This window comes from Mycobacterium sp. TY815 (genome assembly GCF_030755135.1).
Lineage (GTDB): Bacteria > Actinomycetota > Actinomycetes > Mycobacteriales > Mycobacteriaceae > Mycobacterium.
Genome location: NZ_JAUFRX010000001.1, coordinates 750,347 through 771,058, shown reverse-complemented (window position 1 = coordinate 771,058; position 20,712 = coordinate 750,347). Strand labels below are relative to the sequence as shown.

Here is a 20,712-nt window from a genome sequence, read left to right as displayed (position 1 = left end):
AGCCGTTGTCTGAGGTGAACGCGTTTGTGAATGTTGTGCCCGAGGGGGTGACGGCCGCGGCGCAGGACATCGCGGGTGTTGGCGCGGCGCTCGACCGGGCGTACACAGCGCTGGCACCGGCGACCACCTCGGTGGCGTCCGCGGCCGCGGACGAAGTGTCTGCCGCAATCGCCGAGTTCTTCTCCGGCCACGGACGGGCCTTCGCAGCGCTCGGCGCGCAGGCTGCCTCGTTCCAGGACCTGTTCGTGCAGGCGCTGAACAACGCCAGCCAGCAGTACGCGGCCGCCGAGACCGCGATCGTCAGACAATTGCAGGCGACCACCGCCGCGCTGAACCTCCCGCCGATTTTCGGGCCGCGGCCGGTGCCCTCGTCGGTGCCCGTCGATCCCGCCCAGTTCGCCGGCACCTACTACGAGCAGGGCAGCGTCAAGCAGTTCTTCTCGCTCGGCCTGGTGAACACCAAAGCGATGTACAGCCTCAACCCTGACGGCACGATCCGCGTGCAGAATTCAGGAAACTACTTCTTCAACAACGGCCCGCTGTCCTCGATCATCGGGTCCGCGGTGCCCCTCAACGCCACCAACACCGCGCTGGACGTCAGCTTCCTACCCTTCAAACTGCCGTTCAGCCTGAGCGGCCCGACGGGCAACTACATCATCGTCGCGCGCGCCCCCGACTACAGCTGGGTCCTGGTCAGCGATCCCACCGGGTTCAGCGGCTACGTGCTGACGCGCGACCAGTTCATACCGGCCCAGCAGTACCAGCAACTCGCGGGACAGCTGGTCTCTTCCGGCGTTTGGGGACCGATCACACCGACCAACCAGTACGCCTGACCCTTAGGAGCCTCTCGCCTGCCGCTGCCCGCCCAGGCCGGATGACTGCCAAACCGCCGGCTGCCGCGGCCCGCTGTCAGACGCGGATGAACTTCTGTTCGCCCATGCCGAACATGCCATCGACCGAAAGGTCGACCTCTTCGGTGTGGATGCGGCCTTCATACCAGCCGAAGGGGCCGTAGTACTCGGCGAGCGATCGGCGCGGACCGGCATGCAGCTCGGAACGGACGGTCGGCGTGAAGCGCACATCGACCTGACCCGACCCGTCGGCATCGCGCACGATCCAGGTACCCCAGGGCCCGTCGGGCCGTTCCACGTGAACGGCGGGCAGGCGGTGGACGCGGTCGCCAAGCCAGACGGCATTCTCGTTGTAACGCTGCGGGTCCCGCACCTGGTTGTCGGTCAGGTTGAAGCCCTCGACCCGGCCCGCATCGCTGCGGCGCGCTGCGGTCACCCAGTCGTACCGCATAGGGGAGGGGTAGTCCCCGTGGTGATCGTCGAGAATCATGAACGAACGGTCGGCGTCGAACACGGTGAGCTCGGCTCCGATACGGAGCGTGCCGGTGAACGGCATCATCGCCTTGTGCGAGTACAGCGCACGATCTTCGGCGAAGGGGTGACAGATCACCAGGTGTCCGGCCTCGCCGGGGCCGCATCGCCCGGCGCCGTGCAACTCCAGTGGCGGTAGCGCACCGCGCCCGGGATGGCTGGCGTCCACTGCGACCAGGCCCGAGTCCATCTCGTTGGCCACTTGCAGCGAAAAACGTCCAACCTGACCGTGGGACCGGGTGTGGTCGAGGCCGCGGGCGACGTGCACCATCGAGGTCGGCAACTTCTGCTCCCACCGCCGGATCGTGGCCGCCTGCTTGTCCACAACCAGCACTTGCAGCAGCGAGATCGACTTCGTGTCGTAGACGGCGCCGAGCACGAATATTGCGTCGTCACCGAGCTGGAACGCCTCCCACTCCTTGAGTCGGGCGTTGCGCACTGCGCGCTGCAGGCGACCACGAGCTCCGGTGGCCGTGACAACGTCGAGTGGGTTGATCCGCGCGATCGGACCGTTGTAGGTGCCAAACCGGTAGCGACCATCGCGCACCAGCTGGGCAGGTGGCGTCTCGTGGGTGCGCACGATTTCTGACGGGCCGGTCGGCGGGGTCTCGGTGTCCACCGCCGCAGCGTAGCGAAGAGGCAGCAGCTATGGCGCTGGTAGAGAGACGTAACCGTCCGCGAACCCATCACGGACCGGCGAGGGGAGCGGCCCTGTCTATCGGTCCACTGGCGACGCCGGCCCGGCTCCGATTGATCCCTCGATGGTGCAGGCGGTGGCCGACGCTCCATGCGAGTCCTCGCGTCGGGGCTCTCGGGCTTGCAATCAGGTGCGGTGGCAGTGAAGTTACAGACCCGAGACGCTCTTTTCGGCGTGGCGCGGCGGTAGGGGTGGCGCTAGCTAAGCATGGTGGGCGCAAACCACGACTCTGTGCTGTGACCGTTAGGGATCGTTACCGCAATCGCAATTTCGCGCTCATATCTTTGGACATACAAGAACGCCAAATCTGAAACCCACGTTACGCCTATCGGCGTCCGCAAGCCTTGGGGGGCAGTGACATGACAACCGCAATCGGCACGCACCGGCCAATCAAGAACAACGAGGCCTACGAGCACGACGATTTCGCCTCGGCGGTTGCGAGCATCAACGCACTCGGCCGTCGAGGGGACGGCGTTCTTGCCGAATTGCAGCCGCGGTGGCGACCCACCGAAGAAGAGATCGTGCGCGCGGCGATCACTTTAATTTTGATATCCCTAGTGGCCCTCATCTGCCTCGCCGCGGCCGCGATCTTGACGCTGCACTAACAGCGCCTGGGTCTGGTTTCACCTGCAACGCGGTAGTCCGCACGGAGTCGGACAGGAAGTCGTGCAGCTGGCACGATCTGCCCATGCCGTCAGCCAAGTAGATGTGTGTCTGTGCCGCGATCTCGGCCGCGACCGTGGACCGCCCGATCAGATCGGCGTCAGCCACCTGCTTCCCGATGATCAGCTGCAGGTTGGCATCAACGTGACTGTCGGTCACCAGCGCCTGGAAACCCCGTCCAGCAGGAGATCGGTGACCATAGTGGTGAAATCGCGCGGCGCGGCCCGTCCGGCCCGGATGGACCAACCAGCTCCTGCGATTAGGTTGTAGAAGGCTACGGTCAGCCAGGCCGACGTCAGGTCGGGCCAGAAATCGCCGGCTCGCTGGCCGCGCAGGAAGAATCCCTGCATTTCCGCGTCGATTTCGGCCCAGCCCTGCGCCAACTCCTCGTTCTCGAATTCCTGGCTGTAGGTGTAGAGGAACGTGAGATATCTCGATACCGGTTCGCAGGCCGTCACCAGACGCAGCAGTGCCTGCGTGGCCGGCCCTTCCTGTAAACGGGCGCTGTCAAGTGCCGCACGCACCTGGGCAAGTGCGAGTTGTTGAATTGCCTCGATCAGCGCGGCCTGCCCTGCGAAATTGCGATAGAGGGTCGCGCGACTGACGCCGATCGCAGCGGCGATCTCGTCCTGGGTCGCACCCGGTCGCTGACCCAGGAAGGCCGCAGCGGCTCTCAGGATTCGCTCGCGACCGAATTGCGCACTCCGGCTTCCGGTGTTGTTGTCGATTTCCTTCGATCCTTCTCGGGGCCGGAGCCCGTCGGGGGCGCCTGTCCTACCAGGGATGATTGAACTTTTCTAGCTAGCTGGGTAATCCCGCCATTGCGTTCGTGGAAGTCGGCGCGCAGGAATTTTTCGTCCGTCAACCGTCTGCTTGATGGCTGCGGATAGTGTTTCAGGTGCGGTCAGATCGCCCAGTCGGACCATGTTGGCGATATTCCAGCACGTGCCTGCCCCGTGTTTTTGCAGGTTATACCTCTCTGAAGTGCATGCCGAAATCTCGTGGCGATTGAGAAGTTGCACCAACATGGGCAATTCAGGGGCACCGGGTGTTGTGCAATGCGCTGCCCCGTGAATCAGCAATCCGAGTGTCATCCTCTGCGCCCGAAGAAAGAGCGCAGAACCCACAAGGAGTGGGGGATATGCGTACAGGGCCATCGCAGAAAGCTCCTATGTCAATGGACAGCTGAAACTGCCCGTGGGCGGACATGAGAACTGCCCGTAGGTGGCCAATAAGAACTGCCCAGTGGCGGACACGAATCTGCCCATTAGGGTGTGTCCGCCACCGGTGGTTGAGGCCGTTGTCAGCTCAAGGGTTTGACTCCCTTCCCGTGCAGGGCTTGGGCCAGCCGCACGGAGTCTCCGCTGGTCTGGCACAGGTGCGCGTGATGCAGCAGCCGGTCCACGGTGGCAGTCGCCAACGTCTTGGGCATCAGCTCATCGAAACCACTGGGGTGCAGGTTCGATGAGATCGCCACCGAGCGCCGTTCATAGGCGGCCTCGACGATGCGGTAGAGCCCTTCAGCGGCATCGGCACCGACGGGCAACAGTCCAACGTCGTCAATCACCACGAGCTCGGCACGCACGATCTTGGCCACGGCCTTGCCCAACGAATCGTCAGCGCGGTGCGCCCGAACCAGGACCCCGATCTGCTCGAGGGTGAACCACGCCACCGGCATCCCGGCTTCGATGACCTTCTGCCCCAACGCTTCGAGGAAGAACGTCTTGCCGGTGCCAGCGGGCCCGCAGACCACCAGGTTCTCCCGACGACCCACCCACTCCAGGGTCTGTAGCGCCTGCTGGGTCGGTAACGGGATCGACGACGCATTGGGGTCCCACACGTCGAATGTCTTCCCGGTCGGGAAGCCGGCGGCTTTGCGGCGGGCGGCCAGCATGGACCGGGCCCGGCCGGCGGACTCCTCGGTCAGCAGCGCTTTGATCACCTCGGTGGGGTCCCAGCGTTGAGCTCGGGCAGTGGCCAGCACGTCGGCGGCGATCGCGCGGGCGTGCGGCAACCGCAGCCCACGCATCAGCGCTTCGACGTCGGCGGGTAGCGACGCGGTGGTCGTGGTGGTAGTCACGCGATGCCTGCCTCGTCAGCGTCGATAACGTTGCGGCCGAATAAGTTCCACCCACTGGTTCCTTGCGCCAGGGAGGTGTCTTCGTCGGCGCCGCGGCGAGTGGTGTCCATGCCCTTGCTGGCGAGGATGGAATCAAGGTCACCGGTGGCGAAGCGACCGTGCACGCCAGCATGCCCGAGCGCCCAGTCGACATCGGCGCGGCCGGTTAACGCCGACAGTTCCACCGCGTGGGCCATCTTCTGCAGGATCCGTTCGGTGCCGACGGCGGCGGCTTCTTTGAGCCACACCGCCGCACCCGGCCCCAGCGCCAGGAAGGTCTGCTCACTGACAGTGCGGGCCCGCACCCGGTAATCACCGGGCACCTTGTCCCGATGCTCAGGGAAGTGGTCATCGTTGATGGCGGGACTACCGGGGGCGGCGCGGCGATGCCGCGCCACCTCCACCGGGCCGCCGCCATCAAGAGCGCAGATCACCACCTCATCGGTGCCGTCGTGGTCACGGATCCACACTGTCTGGCCCAGAAGAGTTGCGGGCAGCGAGTATTGGCAGTGGTCGAAGGTGACCATCGGGGTGTTGTCGGGAACCCGGCGGGTCACCCCCAACGCGGCGGTGTGGGGCAGGTCAGGAACCGCGTGCAGGGCCGGGCGTTCCTGAATGAGCATCTCGGCCGGCCGGCGTCCCGTGATCCGGTGCACGCGGGCGTTGATCTCGGTGGTGAAACCGGCGCATGCGGCTTCGACGTCGGCGAACGAGTCGTACTGCGGCAGGAGGTTGGTCTCAGTAGGCACGATGTCGGCTTTGGCGAGCTTCACCGCGTTCTCCACCCCACCCTTGGTGGCTGGGTCGGCGGGTTCACACGTCAGCACCGAAAGGCCGTAGTAGCGGCCGAAGGTGACCGCGGCCCGGTTGCGGACCGGAACTCCGGCGATGTGTCCAGTGGTGACGGTCTTCTCGTTGTCGGTGAGCAGGTAGGTCGGAGCACCACCGACGATGCGAAAGATGCGGTCCAGGCCGGCGAAGACACTGGGTGCGGTGCGGTCCCGCAAAGCCACCACGACGCGGTAGCGGCTCCACGCCAGCCACGCCACGAGCAGCACGATCTTGCGGCCGGCGACAAGGGGGCCGTCGGCGAAGTCGTACTGTAGCCACAGTCCTGGCTCGGTGATCCAGGGCCGGTGCACGCGTGTATTGCCAAGGCGCCATTGCGCTTTGATCTCCGCCAACGAACGGCGGGTGGTGCGGTCGGTGCCGGTGTAGCCCAACGCCACCAGCTTGTCGTGGGCTTTGTCGCCGCGGATCTTGCCCTTCGAATCAGCGACCCAGGTTTCCAGCAGGTCGCGCCAATCATCGATCATCCGGGCCCGCCGCGTGGCCGGGGGCAGCCCAGCGTTGCGATCCTCGACCGCTTTCTTCACGGTGTGGTGCGAGCACCCACACAGCTCGGCCGCGGCGCGGTAGGACCCGGTCAGGTCGTAGGCATTGAGTATTTCCATGAGTTCTCCGTCAGACTTCAAGTAGGTCTCTCCTGGGGTTGTCGGGTCGACTAGGCATCGACATCGAAACCGCAGGAGAGGCCGCCCCAGCGCAGACGCGCCGAACGACATCAAGTAGGTCTGGGCAGATTCATGGCCGCCTGCGGGCACTTTCGTATCCGCCGGTGGGCAGTTCTTATTGGCCGCGAACGGGCACTTTCATGTCCGCCAGTGGGCAGTTTTTCATGTCCGCCGACACTCCTATCTCACCAACACAGCGCCTCCCTACTCGTGAGGCATCGACGCCGGTTTCGTTCAGCAGATTGAACCCACCCTTTGCGGCTTCGGCAATGGGGCTGGGAAAACTAGAGACACACCCCTGGTTAAAGGGACCAGAATCCGCTCGCGCGCGACGGTAACGTCTCCCTGGTTTTCGTTCGTAGCACCCCGCGCTTGATGGCTAAATAGGTCGCATCCTGAGCTGCCCCGTGCACTGATGCACGTTGGGCATAGAGCGTCGAACCCGCTGGCGCGCCCGAGCCCGCTCGGCGCGCACCCTCGTGGGCGTAACGGGCGTAGGTGCCCTTATAATCCGGCGGCAGCAACTGCAAAACTGGGTCCGACTGCATCATAAGCAGCATTGCCGCTTCTCTGGGTAATCCGCCATATCCGATTCCGCCATATTCTCGCGATGCTCAGCAGCGAGCCGGGTGGAATGTAGCAGGGGGAGTATGTCGCAAACGACGGATGAATCGTGCTTCGTGGGAAAGTAAAGATGGTCATTAGAGCCGCTCGCGAGGTCGCATCGCGCGGGAAGTCGTCGAGGTATTACTTCCGGGAGTTGCCGGCCGTGGCCAAGTGTCGGAGTGCACGCCCACCACGTTGTGACGGTTTACGCGACACTGCTGACGATCGCGGTAACCAGCCCGCCCAGCGTCAACACCCCGACTATTACTGCGGCGGCGATCGCCCGGTTCCGTCGGCGCCGCCGTGCGTCGTAGATCGCCATCGCAATGGCGGCCAAGATCAACCCAGCGTAAGCCGCCAGCCCCACCGTCAACGCCGCCGTTGACGCGGTGCTAGCCAGGGTCACGCTGTGCACGACGTGAGCCTACGGTGCAAACGGTAGCATCGCTCCGACTGGTCAGTTCGGACCGGTCAGCGCTGCGCGGTTCGTGCGTGTTTGATAGTGCGGGGCCGTGTCACCTCGGTGACGGGCCGCGACGCGGTGGTCATCGTGGCGATGCGAATCGGATTCAGTCTGTTGCTGTTCCGCTGATCGCGATGCGCGCGGCTTTCGCCCTGACGATGGAATGACTGCCCCCGAAAGTGGCGGTCAGTGCACCGCCACTTTCGGGGCGTACGTTGCCGCCATCGTGGCCACGCTGCCGACCTTGAACTCGCAAAAACGGACTACGGCGCCGGGTTGCGCGGATCGACCGTGTAGGGGCCGCCCGGATCCTGGCAGTAGAAAAGCCCGCAGTTGAATGCAGGGCGCGACAGGTTCGCCAACGGGATGTCTGGGGGCGGCAGCTCACCTTCCCAGACACCGTTGGACACATTTCCCGGTCTGCCATACACCCACCAATAGGTGTGGCAGACGTTCCAGTCCCAGTTCGGCCGGTAGGAGCCAGAGCCGACGGAGGCCGGGTCCTGGCCGGGGCACCAGGTTAGCGGGCCTTTGGCGCTGCCGTCGGCGTGCGCGGTTGCCGGGGTGAGGACGAGTCCAGCGATGGCGACGCCTGCCGACATCAGCGACCCGCCAAGTAATCTCCTGCGGCCACGCGTGGTCTTCATGACTTTATTACTGCGCATCTCCGCTCCTCTTCTCAGTTGTTACATCTGTATCAGCAGCTGTCTCATAGCTTGCATACGAGAGCCTACTGCGGTCATCTTGGGAAATTCTTGCGCCGAACTTCGGTCTATGCGGGTGGGTTCGATCCCGCCCCTGGCCACCGGTTATGAGCGGCAATCGACCAGCACTCGCCGCGGTCCAAACCCATCGGACGACGATGTCGTCCGTTGCCGCCACATCGTGGCAGTGCAGGTAGTCGATGACCATCTCCGGTCCGCCTCCGGACACCAGTCATCTGGCAGCGAGATCGGGAACTATGGCGCCAGAGCGCTCAGGCTTATTCATCTGATGAATTCAATCGCTTTGCACTCCATCCATTCGACGGCGGCGAAAAGCCGCTCATGATCGAGCAATACGAACTGCTCAATTTATCGGCAGGAAAGTACTTTACAAAATGCAGACATTGCAGCGCAATGTTTTAAAGAATATGGCGGGATTTTCTGGTAACTCGACGTAAGCGGCTTCGCCGTATTGGGTCGTCGACGCGCCGTTTGGTCTCCGTAGCGGACCTGCAAAGTGGAACTTCGCGAGGGTTCCTAGCAGGGCCAGCGTCGGGTCAGTTCCGCTGACGTCCAGGGCGGCCACATCAGCGCGCCGATGATTGTGCCTGCAGTCAGTTGCGCAACGATCCGAGGCCCCTCGCGGCGTGCATTGTCATAGATCGTTGCGGTATCGGCGATCGCGATCGCATCGGCCACCAATGGCCATAGTCGGCGGTGCCGTTCGCGAATCTTGCTTTCGGGGACGTCGTGACCGCCGTGGTGCACGCGCCGCTGCACTCGTTCGACGGCGAGGTCTTCAGGGATCAGCAGCACGTGCACGGCGACGACGTAGCCCGCGCTGTGGGCTGCGCGGATCAGGTCGAGCTTCGAGGGATGGGAGAACACCGTCTCGGCGATGAACGATCTGCCGGCCTCGATCAACTTGGCGCGGGTATTGGCAGCGATCCGTGCCGCATCGTAGGCGTGCGTAGCGGGGTCATCGGGCCAGCGCCGCTTGGCGATCTCGTCGGCATTGACAAAGACGCTGCGAGGCAACAACGGCGCCAACGTGATAGCGACGAATGTCGACTTCCCGGCGCCGTTCGGGCCGACGACAAGGTCCAGACGCTTCACCAGTGCACCGCGAAGCGATCGCTCATCCGTCGACGTCGACCACCGAGGTCGTGCCGTCGGGCCGGTACTCGACGATCTCGCCGTCGTCGTTGAGCGCCACTGTTGTGATGCCCCGCGCGGCCAGCAGGTCACCGTAATGGGCGCCGGCCAAGGCTTCCTCGATCGCGGCCGAGATCTCGGCGTTGAAGACCAGCCCCTCATCTTCGGACAGGTGGCTGAGGTCCAGATCGCCGGCTAGCGCGGCCTCGACACGGCGACGCGACGCCGTCTGGTGGCTCGACACCGCCCGACCCACCCGAGCCCAATGATCAAGTTGCTGCTTGGCCGATCGACTCTGGCGAGCCCCTTCGGCAGCGGCGCTGTCCATAAGGTCAGCAGCAACCCTGGTAACTCGGTCGGCGAGGTTCGCCATGTCCGCACCTCCTGTAGCACAATGCTACGCCTCGCCTGCGTCAACGAGAATCGACGTTGGCGACGTTCAGTGATCACCCGAGGGAGTGCACCTGAGCGATGTCGTTGTGCTGGGCGAGCAGCCGCGGCTGTTCGGGCCGGTGACGTCGATCCCCACGGTGTGGCGGTCGTTGAACGAGATCGGCGCGTCCGACATCGCCGCAATCACCGGGGTGCGCAACCGAATCCGGCCGAAGGTGTGGGAGGCGATCGCGGCCCGCCACGGTGCGATCCCGCCCGCGCCCACCTGCTACGGGGACCGGGTGCACGCCCGCGCGGAGGGATTCATCCGCTGCGGCAAGGACACCGGACTGGGCCGCTAGCCCTCATCCTCGTTCGCCATCAATACCGCCTGGATCACCGCCGCCGCCCTGGCCATCGACCTGCTGTGCTGGATGAGGTTGCTCCTGCTCGACGGGCCGGTGACCAACGCCGAACCCGCCACGCTGCGGCATCGGCTGCTGCACACCGCTGTCCGCCTGATCAGCCACTCCGGCTACGTGATCCTCCGTGTCTGCCAAACCTGGCCTTGGGCACAGGAATTCGCCGACGCGCTCAACCGCGCCCTGGCCATCCCCTGACCAGCAAGCCACTGTCCCAACCACCGTAGGAAGGAGCAAAACACCACCGGGCCCGTGGAACCCGGCGTCACTGCACGACACGCGGCGCCGCCGCCTTGCCCGGGGCCCCGAAATCAAGATCAACGAACCTCACCGGCCCACGCCCCGGGAGCACGCGCACCCAAGTGAAATTTCAAGGCTAATGACCAACTTCGTCATCCGGGGTCGATTCGACAACAAGGGATTGCACATAATTCAACGGGCGCGTCAATTTCTTTACAACGAGCAGGTAGGCTATGTGGCGCCGGGTAGCCGCGAAAGCACCTGACCGATTGTGGTGACAAACGTTGTCCTCGTGTCGATCTGAACGACATCGAGCGAGAATTGTTTATTCATTGAACGCACGTGATGCCATTGCGCAATTCGGCACAAGAATTGCTGAAGTGGTTGCGGCAGTGTTCTGAACACCTACAGTTAAGCCCTTAGTTAGTAATCGGCTAATTAGGAGTCAAAGTTGACCTCGATTGTCTTCGTTACCCCTGGGGCTGTCGCCGCCGCGTCGCAGGATTTGACCGGTCTCGGAACGGCGATCAGTACGGCGAACGCCGCAGCGGCAGCTTCGACGACGGACATCTTGACCGCAGGCGGTGACGAAGTGTCGGCGGCCGTCGCGAGGTTGTTTGGCACCTTCGGTCAGGAGTACCAGACGATCGGTGCGCAGGCCGCCGCCTTCCATGCCCAATTCGTGCAGGCATTGAGCACCGGCGGCGGTGCATACGCCGCCGCAGAGGCTGCAGCCGCATCGCCGCTGCAGCCCGTGCTGGACCTGATCAATGCGCCCACCAACATTTTGTTCGGGCGTCCACTGATCGGCGACGGCAGCAACGGCGCAGCCGGCACCGGCCAGGCCGGCGGCGCGGGTGGAATCCTGTTCGGCAATGGCGGCAACGGCGGTTCCGGAGCGGCAGGCAAGGCCGGCGGTGCTGGTGGTGAGGCCGGACTGTTCGGCAACGGCGGCGCCGGCGGGGCCGGTGGGAGCGGCGGCTTGGGGGTGGCTGGCGGAACTGGTGGTCAGGGCGGGGCTGGTGGATTGCTCGGTGGTTTCGGTGGTGCCGGTGGTGTGGGCGGTGCCGGCGGGGCGGGCACGTCGACTCAGGCTGGCGGTGCCGGTGGGGTCGGCGGCGCAGGCGGCCTCAGCAGGGCCCTGTTGTGCTATGCCGGCGGGGCCGGCGGGGTCGGTGGGCACGGTGGTGCCGGTGCCAGTGCCGCCTCTAGCGCGGTTGGCGCGGGGGCGACCGGTGTGGCCGGTACCGCGGGCGGTATCGGCGGGGCCGGTGGTGCCGGCGGCGGCGGTATCGGACTGTTCAGCAGGGGTGGGGCCGGTGGTGTCGGTGGTGACGGCGGAATTGGTGGCGGCGGCGGCAACGGGGGTGCCGGCAACAGCACTTTCATGGACGGCGGTGCCGGTGGTGGCGGCGGGCTGGGCGGTAGTGCCGGTGCCGGCGGCGCCGGCGGCAACGGCGGCCTCTTCGGGTCCCACGGTGCGACGGGCAGTTTCGGTGACGGCGGCAACGGCGGTGCCGGTGGTCAGGGCGGCGCGGGCTTCAACGCGGCGACCGCCCTACCAGCAAGCCTTCCCGGCACCGCCGGCGGCCAGGGCGGCCAGGGCGGTAACGGCGGAGCGGGCGGCAACTCCGGTGCTGGTGGCACCGCGGGCAACGGCGGCAACGCCGGCGCGGGCGGCAACGGCGGAGATGGCGCGGTGGGGGCCGCGGGCACCGCCGGCGACATCAACGGCGGCGCCGGCGGTCACGGCGGTGCCGGCGGCAACAGCGGCACCATCGGGCTGGCCGGCAGCGGCGGAAACGCCGCCACCGCGGGATTGGCCGGCAACGGCGGCAAGGGTGGCAACGGCGCGGCGGGTGGTGCGGGCTTTGACGCGTTCACCGGCGACCCGAACTCCGGCAACCCCGGCGGTCACGGCGGCCAGGGCGGTAACGGCGGGGCGGGCGGCAACTCCGGCCTGGGTGCCACGGCGGGCGACGGTGGTCACGCCGGGGCGGGCGGGTCCGGCGGGGCGGGTGCTGATGCGGCCCCAGCCAGCGGCCTCGCCGGCGGCAACGGCGGCGATGGCGGCTCCGGCGGCACAGGCGGCAACGCCGGCACCGGCGGAGCCGTGGGCACCAGCGGCAACGGCGCCCTGGGCGGTGCCGGCGGCAATGCCGGTAACGGCGGCAGCAGCACGACCGTAGCCGGTAACGGTGGGGCCGGCGGCAACGGCGGCAACGGCGGCGCCGGCGGCACCACAGGCATCGCGGGCACCGACGCCGCCGGCGGCGCCGGCGCCAAGGGCGGCAACGGCGGCGGCGGCCTGAATCCCGTCACCGCCCTGACCGGCGGCAACGGCGGCGTCGGCGGCAACGGCGGTGACGGCGGCGGCACCGGCGGCACCACCGGCGTCGGCGGGAACGGCGGCCAGGGCGGTCAGGTGAATATCACCAACGGCTCTGCGGCCACCCTCACCGGCGGGGGCGGCGGGGCCGGCGGCAACGGCGCCAGCGGCGGGGCCGGCGGAGCCGGCGGTGCGGCGGTTACCAATGGAACCGGAAACGTCACCTCCGGGGCCGGCGGAGCGGGCGGCACCGGCACCACCGGCGCCGGTGGGGCCGGTGGTAAGGGAGGCATCGCGTCTATTGGCAGCGTCGCCTCTACGGCTACCGTTACTGGCGGGGCCGGCGGAGCCGGCGGCAACGGCGCCAGCGGCGGGGCCGGCGGAGCCGGCGGTGAGGCGGTTACCAGTGGAACCGGAAACGTCACCGCCGGGGCCGGCGGAGCGGGCGGCACCGGCACCACCGGCGCCGGTGGGGCCGGTGGTATGGGAGGCATCGCGTCTATTAACAGCGTCGCCTCTTCGGCTACCGCTACTAGCGGCGCCGGCGGCGCCGGCGGCGCCGGCACCAGCGGCGGGGCCGGCGGCGCCGGCGGTACTGTCATCAATCGTGGAACCGGAGGCTTAACCGCCGGCGTCGGCGGAGCGGGCGGCACCGGCACCACCGGCGCTGGCGGGACCGGCGGGACCGGCGGCGCTGTGTTTGCCGCTGACAGCGGCACGACGATGACCGTTGTGGGCGGCGCCGGCGGCCCGGGCGGCACCGGCAGTAGCGGCGGGAACGGGGGCAACGGCGGCCAAGTAATCGGCCCTTTTTCGACTGGTGGCGCCACCGGCGGCACCGGCGGCACCGGCGGCACCGGCACCACCGGGGCCGGTGGCACCGGCGGCACCGGCGGTAACGCGGAGACCCGCTTGTCCGGAAATGCCACCGGCGGCGCCGGCGGGTCCGGCGGCACCGGTGCCGCCGGCGGCGGGTCCGGCGGCAACGGCGGTAATGCGTCCGCGTTTAGGACCGGAAACGCCATCGGCGGCGCGGGCGGCGATGGCGCCAGCGGCGGTATCACCGGCCCCGGCGGCAGCGGCGGCGCCGGCGGCAGCGCGACCGTTGACCTGCTTAACGTCGGCTCCACAGCTACTGCCACCGGCGGAGCCGGCGGCAACGGAGCCGGCGGCACCACCGGCGGGAACGGCGGCGGCGGTGGTCTCGCGACCGCTATCAGCGCAACCACATTCGCCACCGGCGGCAACGGCGGCACCGGCGCCAACGGCTCCGCCACATCAGCCAACGGAGGTAACGGCGGCAACGGCGGCAACGCCGACCCGGTGACGTTGGCCAACGGCACCGGCGGCACCGGCGGGACAGCGGGCTCCGGTGGCCCCGGCGGCTCACCCGGCTCCCCCGGCACAAACGGCACCGTGTCCTAGCAGACCTCCGGATCTGGCCGAACTGACCAAGTGGGCGCATTGGCCGCGGCGGTACATCTCGCCTTCGCGATGGCAGATGGTAGGTCCGCAGACACGGAAGGCCGTGATTTATCAGATGAAAACGGCGACGTTTACTGGTAACCCGCCATATTCGATTCCGTCGTATTCCACCTGAGAGCGCCGATGCGAACGCTGGGCAGGACCGGAGGCCGCTGGAGTTAACGCTGCTGGGCGAAAAATCGCTCATGCGGATCCAGCGGCCGTCTTACAAAACGTAATACACTGTTGCAATGGCTGACACAATCACCTTCAGGCCCGACGAAGACACATCGAAGGCGCTGGAGGTCTTGACCAAAGATGGAACCGCCGTATCCGTAGCCGTTCGGTCTGCTCTTATCGATGCCGCACGACGGAAGGCTGGCGCGGCGATTCGTGCCGAGGCGGAAAGGCTTGCTGAAGACGAGTCCGACCGCGCTGAGGCCATGCAGGTGCTGCGCGACATGGAGACGTTGCGTGCGTGGTGAGGTCTTTCAGTTGCGTGCCGGGCGGGGGAGCCGCGGTCACGAGCAGTCCGGTTCCCGCTACGCCGTAGTAGTTCAATCAGATCAACTACCCCTGTCGACGTGGCTGGTTGCACCAACGTCCACGTCGGCTCGTACCGCCAGCTTTCGTCCCGAAGTTGAAATCGGCGGCGTGAACACCCGCGTGCTTGCCGAACAGGCCGCCGCAGTCGACCCGAGCCGACTCGGCAAGAGCGTCGGGTTCCTAAGCTTCGATGAGATGCGCCGCGTTGATGCGGCACTGCGCATCGTCCTCGATCTATGAGCATCGGACAGCCTCGATACTCGGGTAGTACTGGCCCCAAAGCCGGATTCGATCGAATCGAGGCCTGCCCCAAGCTGATCGGTCAGACTGCCGACGGCCCCGCCTTTTCTCATACTCGGAGTGAGCTCGCCGGCATAGCTGAGTTTCAACTCCAAGAGGCAGCGCCGACAAGCGAAAAGCCCTGCGCCACAGAGGAAAACGACTGGAAGAGTGACGGGCAAAACGGGGGGGTGAGCGATGATTCATCTGATGCAATATGCAGTGGTTTACTGGTAACCCGCCGTATTCCACGCGGCCTGCACGTTGCGGACACCTCGGCATCGAGCAAAACTAGATGTCCGGGCATCGCGGCCAGCAGAGTGTCGGCGCGCGCCCCGGACGCACCTGTTGCTGGGCTCCACGACTTTGCGGGCCACGCTGATGGGGCACAGTTGTCCCAGAACGTTGGACTCAGCTGAGTCGGCCTCGTTGGGTTGCCGGTACCGGAACAAGCTGCAGATCCGCAACACGTAGACCGTCGTACAGCAGCGAGTACAGCAAAGCGGTCGATTCCGGGGGACCACCAACCGGGTCCGGCGCGGCGGTATGTTGCAGGGTGACCATCAAGGTGTACGACGGGGGAACAGTGGACAAGGCCACAATTCTCGAGCGCGTTTGCGCGGCCCTAGAAGGCGACTCTCTCGCAGCGGGTCGCGAAATTCTTCGGGCAGAGTATCCATTCGTTGCTGTCGACAAAGTGAATCGTCGATACAGCGAGCGGCAGTGCCTTCGGATATTTTTCCGAGACGGCTTCACCGACCGCTATTCCGGCGCCCGGCTGGTTCACCCGGGTGCACTTCGGGCGCTTTCGCTCGCTCTGCCAGACGATTTTCCTGCCCATCCGAACTGGGCGATGTCTCAAACCCATATTGCCTTCTGGGAGCTCTTTCCCTCGATTGACCACGTTGTCCCGGTCTCGCGACGTGGCGACGATAACGACACGAACTGGGTGACGACGTCGATGCTGCGGAACTCCGCAAAGGCGCATTGGACCTTAGAGGAGCTGAACTGGACGCTGCTGACACCTTGTGGTGACTGCACCGAATGGGACGGCCTAACCGGATGGTTCGTTCGCTACGTCGACCGCAACCCGGAAATCGGTGCCAACGATTACATCCGCCGATGGCTGGCTGCGACGAAAGCGGTGCTAGCAGAGCGCAGGCAGATAGCCTTGTCGACGGAAGCCGAAAACTGATGGGCGAGGTATGGAGGGCGCACGACACGGTGACCGACCGCGTCGTAGCCACCAAGACCCCCGCCCGCTCACTACTCGGACCACGCCACGTTTCAGCAGCGGTTCCGCCGCAAAACCCAAGCCACCGCGAAGTTGAACAGCCCGCATGTCATGCCTCATTCAGGTTGACAGGTTCCGCCAAGCTCGAAGTGTGAAGCACACGTGCGGGTTCGTTTATCCCCCGGCGGGAGAGTAGGAGCACCGTCGAACCGCTCGACCCGGCAACCCGGCTGTGGCGACTGCGCCCGATCGTCCGGCTGCGTGCTCACAGAATCCTTGCTGATGCATCAGATGAATCAAGGATGCGCTCTGCGGCGACGCTGGTTGCAGGCCGCGAATCACATTGCACTAGAGGGCAACTCGCTGCAAACCAATCCAGAACACGACGGTCAGATGAACATGGCGTACTTAACCTGACATAATGTCGCTTATCGGCAAAACGCCGCCTACGCAGGACCCGAGCAACGGGACTGTGGACGCACCAGTCGCACACCCACCTTCGCATTGATCAGGGCTTCCGAGCGCACGCCGCGTTGATGATCGAGCGCACCGTGTTTGTCGGTTCGCAGGTCGACGAGTGAGTAAGTCAGAGCCACGACGGATTGACGCACAGGGCCTCAGTTGGCGGTTGGCAGGTCGGGACCGGTCCGGTTGCCCACACACACCCACGCGCCAAACCCGAGCCAGCCCGCGTCGGCCGCATCAAAACGTCACTGTGACGAATGGCGGTGACAGGAGCCCCGGACCGGGTCCGGGCCGCCGATATAGCCGGTACGGTCGTTGCACATCGATCCTGAGTTATGCCGCTCCGGGGCTGCCTTAGAGCGAGCCGCGGTTGCCGCTTACCCCGGCTAGTCCGGTGATGCCGTTGTTACTGGACCCGCTTCCTAAGCCACCGGTGCCGCCGGTGCCGCCGCTGCCGCGGTTGCCGATCAGCACCGCGTTGCCGCCGTTGCCGCCATTGCCGCCGTTGCCTCCGGAGAAGCCGGGGCCACCGTAGCTGCTGGCGCCTCCGGTGCCACCGTCACCACCGCCACCACCGTCGCCGGTGGTGATTCCACCGTTCCCGCCGGCCCCGCCGGCCCCACCGGTCCCGCCGTAGGTGCCGTCGGCGCCGGCGCCGCCGGTCCCGCCGGTGCCTCCATTGCCGACCAGCCAGCCGCCGTTGCCGCCGGAACCGCCGGCGCCACCGAACCCGCCCGGGATGGCGCCGTTGACTCCGCCGCGAGCACCGGCGCCGCCGCCACCGCCGGTGCCGAACAGCAGTCCGGCATCACCGCCGGCTCCGCCGGCTCCGCCGGAACCCCCGCGCGCCGCGAAGAAGCTGGAGACGGCGGCGTTGGCGGACCGCGCCAGCCGACGGCGTCCGCTTCCCGTTTACCTGGGCAGGAGCCGCAACGCAGCGACAGCCCGCAACTGCCGCAATACGTCACTGTGACGAATTAATCTGCAGCGCAGGATGTTTCGAGCGTCACCCGAAGTTGCTTGCCGATCAGGCTGGGTGTCGCCGACGGCCACGGCCGGCTCGTGCAGCCATCCCGCACTGCGCCAAAACATTTGCGTATGTCATGTGCCTGGCTTGACTGCTTGACGACCTGCCTCGCTCATATGATTCTGGCTACTAACCAAGCGCTCCCCTCGCCGAATAGGTATGCGGCCAGCGACGTCCGCTTGGTTTGTGTGTGTGCGCAAACGGGTTGCGTGGGCGCAATCAGCACAACGGTGGTTGCGATACCGAGTTCTCCTCAGCCGAGCATTGCGAACGGAGGAACGACGGAGCAAAGGAGCGACCAATTCAGAACATCGAACCGCGTGGCGATCAAACCATTGGCGATGAGTCGCAGCCGTCGCGGAGCGACCGAGTGCGGTCGGTGTTGCGGCATGACCTGCCGGCCTCGCTGGTGGTTTTTCTGATCGCACTGCCACTCTCGGTCGGCATCGCGATCGCGTCGGGCGCGCCTGTGCTCGCTGGCCTGATCTCGGCCGTCGTCGGAGGTCTCGTTGTCGGAGCCATCGGCGGCGCTCCACTGGCGGTCAGTGGTCCGGCCAACGGCATGATGGTTGTGACCGCCGGTCTCGTTTCCCAGTTTGGCTGGCGCGTGACGTGCTTGTTCACCGTGGCCGCGGGAGCACTGCAGCTCATCCTTGGACTCAGCAGGATCGCCCGAGCGGTACTGGTCATTTCACCGGTCGTCGTGCACGCGATGCTGGCCGGAATCGGCATCACGATCGCGCTCCAGCAAACGCATGTATTACTGGGCGGAGAGTCGCATAGCAAAGCCTGGGAGAACATTGTTCAGCTGCCGGCACAGATTGCCGACGCGGAACGCCCGGGCGTCTTCCTGGGCGTCCTGGTCATCGCCATCATGGTTGCCTGGCGCTGGGCACCGGCCAAGGTCGCCGCGATTCCCGGTCCGCTCGTCGCCATCGTGGTGGCTACCTCTATCTCGCTGATGTTTCCTTTCGAGCTGGACCGCATCAAGCTGACGGGCTCCCCGCTCGACGCGGTCGAGTTGCCGGCCCTGCCCCAGGGAAACTGGGGAGCCGTCGCGACGAGCATCGTGACGGTTGCCTTCATCGCCAGCGTCGAGAGCCTGCTGGGCGCGGTCGCCATCGACAGGATGCATCACGGCAAACCCACCAACTTCAATCGCGAGTTGGCGGGACAGGGTGTCGCGAACATGACGTCTGGAATGTTCGGCGGGCTCCCCGTCGCCGCTGCGATCGTGCGCAGCTCCGCCAATGTGCAGGCCGGTGCCCGTACCCGTGCCGCCACGATCATGCATAGCGTGTGGATCCTCGTTTTCACATTGTTCTTCTCTGGCCTGATTCAGCAGATCCCGTCCGCCGCCCTGGCCGGACTCCTCGTTTTCGTCGGTATCAGGCTGCTGCAGCCCGCCCACATCGAAAACGCGATGCGCAACGGAGACCTGGCCGTTTATGTGGTGACGGTGGTCGGCGTCGTATTCCTCAATCTCATGCAGGGCGTGCTGATCGGGCTCGCCCTGGCCATCGTGCTGACGGCGTGGCGGGTGATGTGGTTCAGGATTCACGCCGATGACAACGGCGACGAGTGGCACGTCGATGTCGAGGGCGCGTGCACGTTCCTGTCCCTGCCCCGACTCACCGAGGTATTGGCCTCCATCCCGGAGGGCACGACCGTGACGGTCACTATGTCGGTCATTTACCTCGACCATGCGGCACATCAGGCGATAAGCGACTGGCAGAGTCGACATCAGGCGACAGGCGGAACCGTTCATATCGAGGGTGGCGTCCATACTGGCCGCCGCGCGCGCGAGACGATGGGCGACCTCACCGAAGAGGAGAAACCCGACTCGTCTGCACCATCACGAGACGGTTGACGAATACCTCTGTCGCACCGCCGTGTTCGCGCACATTCCCTTCGGCGGCCCCGAGCAGCCTTCCCCACTCGTTCCGTCGTCGTGACGCAATTGACTGCGCCGCCGTCGTATTCGCGAGCTGCATCCGTTCGGCTACCTTCGACTCATGTCGATGCCGTCATCTGAAGAGGCCCTCGCCGCGATCCTCGACGAGTACGCTCTGAATAAGCTTGTGCACGGGTACTGCCGCGCAGTCGACCGCGGCGATCTGGAGACGCTGCGAAGTCTCTATCATCACGATGCCCACGACGAACACGGCGCGTTTTCCTCGGGCCCGGTAGCCGTTTTCATCCAGACACTCGCGGACTCCCGCAGATTCATTCGGTCGATGCAGCATCACATCACCACGAAGAACTTCGCCGTCAGCGGAAGCTACGCCGAGGGTGAGATCTATAGCATCGCAACGCACACCATCGGTACCGGCAACGGCGTTACCGACGTGGTGATCGGCGGCCGCTATCTGGACAAGTACGAAAAGCGGCTCGGTGTCTGGAAAATACTGGAGCGACAAATCGTGACTGACTGGGTCCAGGTGAACGACCCGTCGATTTCAGGATCCTTCGCTCATCCCATGACCCGCGATACACCCACGGGTAGCCCGGGTCCAGATGACCCGTCGCACACGTTCTTCAGCCTGATCGGGACGACCGCTTCCGATTAGGGGCAGTCGCCCACCTGGTCGATGACCTTCTTCAACGGAGCGGCGGGTGTCACCCCAGGGACGTAACCGGGATTGTCCGAAGACCAGGCGATCTTGGAGCAGTACCCGGGGCCGGTCGGCTGGCCGGCGCGCCAGGTGTCGAGCGTCGGCCGACAGTTGTACACGTCGGACTGGTTGGCGAAAACGGAGCGATCGGGCACCCCGGGCCCGTGCTGCCAGATGATGAAGGCACTCGAGATCGGCAGATCGCAGGGCAATTCAGGGATGGGCACCCTGATGATGTCGCCGTGAGCCAGCGGCGCCAGGGACAGTGCGCACGCGGTCAGTAGTGCGGTTGATGCGAATTTGACTGGGATCATCATTTCGACGTGCCCCTTTTTCAGACCGCTATCGGTAGGCATTGAGCCGCGTGCTCGCTCTAGGTTAAACCCAGAAGTTCACCGGTGAACACCCGTTCTCGT

19 protein-coding genes and 1 pseudogene are annotated in these 20,712 nt (G+C 65.6%); 10 read left to right on the top strand and 10 right to left on the bottom strand.

Annotated features, from left to right (window positions below):
- Positions 1-14 precede the first annotated feature (14 nt).
- The gene (locus tag QXK92_RS03245; RefSeq protein WP_306244162.1) at positions 15-833 is read left to right on the top strand and encodes a PE domain-containing protein; all 819 of its coding nucleotides are present in this window, start codon (positions 15-17) and stop codon (positions 831-833) included.
- 76 nt (positions 834-909) lie between these two features.
- Here the strand turns inward: QXK92_RS03245 and QXK92_RS03240 are convergent, their stop codons facing one another.
- A complete protein-coding gene (locus QXK92_RS03240; protein WP_306240227.1) occupies positions 910-2,001 on the bottom strand; it encodes a DUF2804 family protein in 1,092 nt (363 codons plus the stop codon).
- 437 nt (positions 2,002-2,438) lie between these two features.
- On the opposite strand from QXK92_RS03240, the gene QXK92_RS03235 reads away from it, so the two are divergent.
- Complete coding sequence (locus QXK92_RS03235; protein WP_306240225.1) at positions 2,439-2,684, top strand: hypothetical protein; 246 nt, start codon at positions 2,439-2,441, stop codon at positions 2,682-2,684.
- A 213-nt stretch (positions 2,685-2,897) separates the two neighbouring features.
- On the opposite strand, the gene QXK92_RS03230 is transcribed toward QXK92_RS03235, so the two are convergent.
- From QXK92_RS03230 to QXK92_RS03200, 7 genes are all read right to left on the bottom strand, one after another.
- Positions 2,898-3,470, bottom strand: a complete 573-nt coding sequence (locus QXK92_RS03230; RefSeq protein ID WP_306244161.1) for a TetR/AcrR family transcriptional regulator — start codon at positions 3,468-3,470, stop codon at positions 2,898-2,900.
- A gap of 575 nt (positions 3,471-4,045) precedes the next feature.
- Complete coding sequence (locus QXK92_RS03225) at positions 4,046-4,771, bottom strand: ATP-binding protein (protein ID WP_240263800.1); 726 nt, start codon at positions 4,769-4,771, stop codon at positions 4,046-4,048.
- A 47-nt stretch (positions 4,772-4,818) separates the two neighbouring features.
- Positions 4,819-6,336: an IS21 family transposase gene (gene istA, locus QXK92_RS03220; RefSeq protein WP_240258325.1), complete on the bottom strand. Its 1,518-nt coding sequence runs from the start codon at positions 6,334-6,336 to the stop codon at positions 4,819-4,821.
- A gap of 850 nt (positions 6,337-7,186) precedes the next feature.
- Complete coding sequence (locus tag QXK92_RS03215; protein ID WP_306240224.1) at positions 7,187-7,396, bottom strand: hypothetical protein; 210 nt, start codon at positions 7,394-7,396, stop codon at positions 7,187-7,189.
- Between the two features lie 311 nt (positions 7,397-7,707).
- Positions 7,708-8,109, bottom strand: a complete 402-nt coding sequence (locus QXK92_RS03210; RefSeq protein ID WP_306240223.1) for a hypothetical protein — start codon at positions 8,107-8,109, stop codon at positions 7,708-7,710.
- 576 nt (positions 8,110-8,685) lie between these two features.
- Positions 8,686-9,264 (bottom strand): AAA family ATPase, encoded by a 579-nt coding sequence (locus tag QXK92_RS03205; protein ID WP_306240222.1) that lies wholly within the window; start codon positions 9,262-9,264, stop codon positions 8,686-8,688.
- A gap of 22 nt (positions 9,265-9,286) precedes the next feature.
- Entirely contained in the window at positions 9,287-9,676 is a 390-nt protein-coding gene (locus QXK92_RS03200) for a hypothetical protein (RefSeq protein ID WP_306240221.1), read from the bottom strand.
- Between the two features lie 85 nt (positions 9,677-9,761).
- Here QXK92_RS03200 and QXK92_RS03195 point away from each other — a divergent pair, with 85 nt between their 5' ends.
- The 6 genes and pseudogenes from QXK92_RS03195 (at position 9,762) to QXK92_RS03170 (ending at position 16,150) form a co-directional block, all read left to right on the top strand.
- On the top strand, positions 9,762-10,037 hold the full coding sequence (locus QXK92_RS03195) for a hypothetical protein (RefSeq protein ID WP_306240220.1): 276 nt from the start codon (positions 9,762-9,764) through the stop codon (positions 10,035-10,037).
- A gap of 15 nt (positions 10,038-10,052) precedes the next feature.
- Positions 10,053-10,295 (top strand): annotated as a pseudogene (locus QXK92_RS03190) (transposase); the annotation flags it as partial.
- 493 nt (positions 10,296-10,788) lie between these two features.
- Positions 10,789-14,091, top strand: coding sequence for a PE family protein (locus QXK92_RS03185; protein ID WP_306240219.1), 3,303 nt, complete (start codon positions 10,789-10,791; stop codon positions 14,089-14,091).
- A 290-nt stretch (positions 14,092-14,381) separates the two neighbouring features.
- A complete protein-coding gene (locus tag QXK92_RS03180) occupies positions 14,382-14,615 on the top strand; it encodes a hypothetical protein (RefSeq protein WP_019971094.1) in 234 nt (77 codons plus the stop codon).
- Positions 14,605-14,916: a type II toxin-antitoxin system PemK/MazF family toxin gene (locus QXK92_RS03175; RefSeq protein WP_306240218.1), complete on the top strand. Its 312-nt coding sequence runs from the start codon at positions 14,605-14,607 to the stop codon at positions 14,914-14,916. The genes QXK92_RS03180 and QXK92_RS03175 overlap by 11 nt, the downstream gene beginning before the upstream one ends.
- 595 nt (positions 14,917-15,511) lie before the next feature.
- Entirely contained in the window at positions 15,512-16,150 is a 639-nt protein-coding gene (locus QXK92_RS03170; protein WP_306240217.1) for an HNH endonuclease domain-containing protein, read from the top strand.
- Positions 16,151-17,121: 971 nt separating this feature from the next.
- Here the strand turns inward: QXK92_RS03170 and QXK92_RS03165 are convergent.
- Entirely contained in the window at positions 17,122-17,466 is a 345-nt protein-coding gene (locus tag QXK92_RS03165) for a hypothetical protein (protein ID WP_306240216.1), read from the bottom strand.
- A 516-nt stretch (positions 17,467-17,982) separates the two neighbouring features.
- Here QXK92_RS03165 and QXK92_RS03160 point away from each other — a divergent pair.
- Positions 17,983-19,551, top strand: coding sequence for a SulP family inorganic anion transporter (locus QXK92_RS03160; protein WP_371934286.1), 1,569 nt, complete (start codon positions 17,983-17,985; stop codon positions 19,549-19,551).
- Positions 19,552-19,696: 145 nt separating this feature from the next.
- Complete coding sequence (locus QXK92_RS03155; protein ID WP_306240215.1) at positions 19,697-20,251, top strand: nuclear transport factor 2 family protein; 555 nt, start codon at positions 19,697-19,699, stop codon at positions 20,249-20,251.
- Here QXK92_RS03155 and QXK92_RS03150 read toward each other — a convergent pair.
- Positions 20,248-20,613, bottom strand: coding sequence for a hypothetical protein (locus QXK92_RS03150; RefSeq protein WP_306240214.1), 366 nt, complete (start codon positions 20,611-20,613; stop codon positions 20,248-20,250). The two genes, QXK92_RS03155 and QXK92_RS03150, sit on opposite strands and share 4 nt — an antisense overlap.
- Positions 20,614-20,712: the final 99 nt, after the last annotated feature.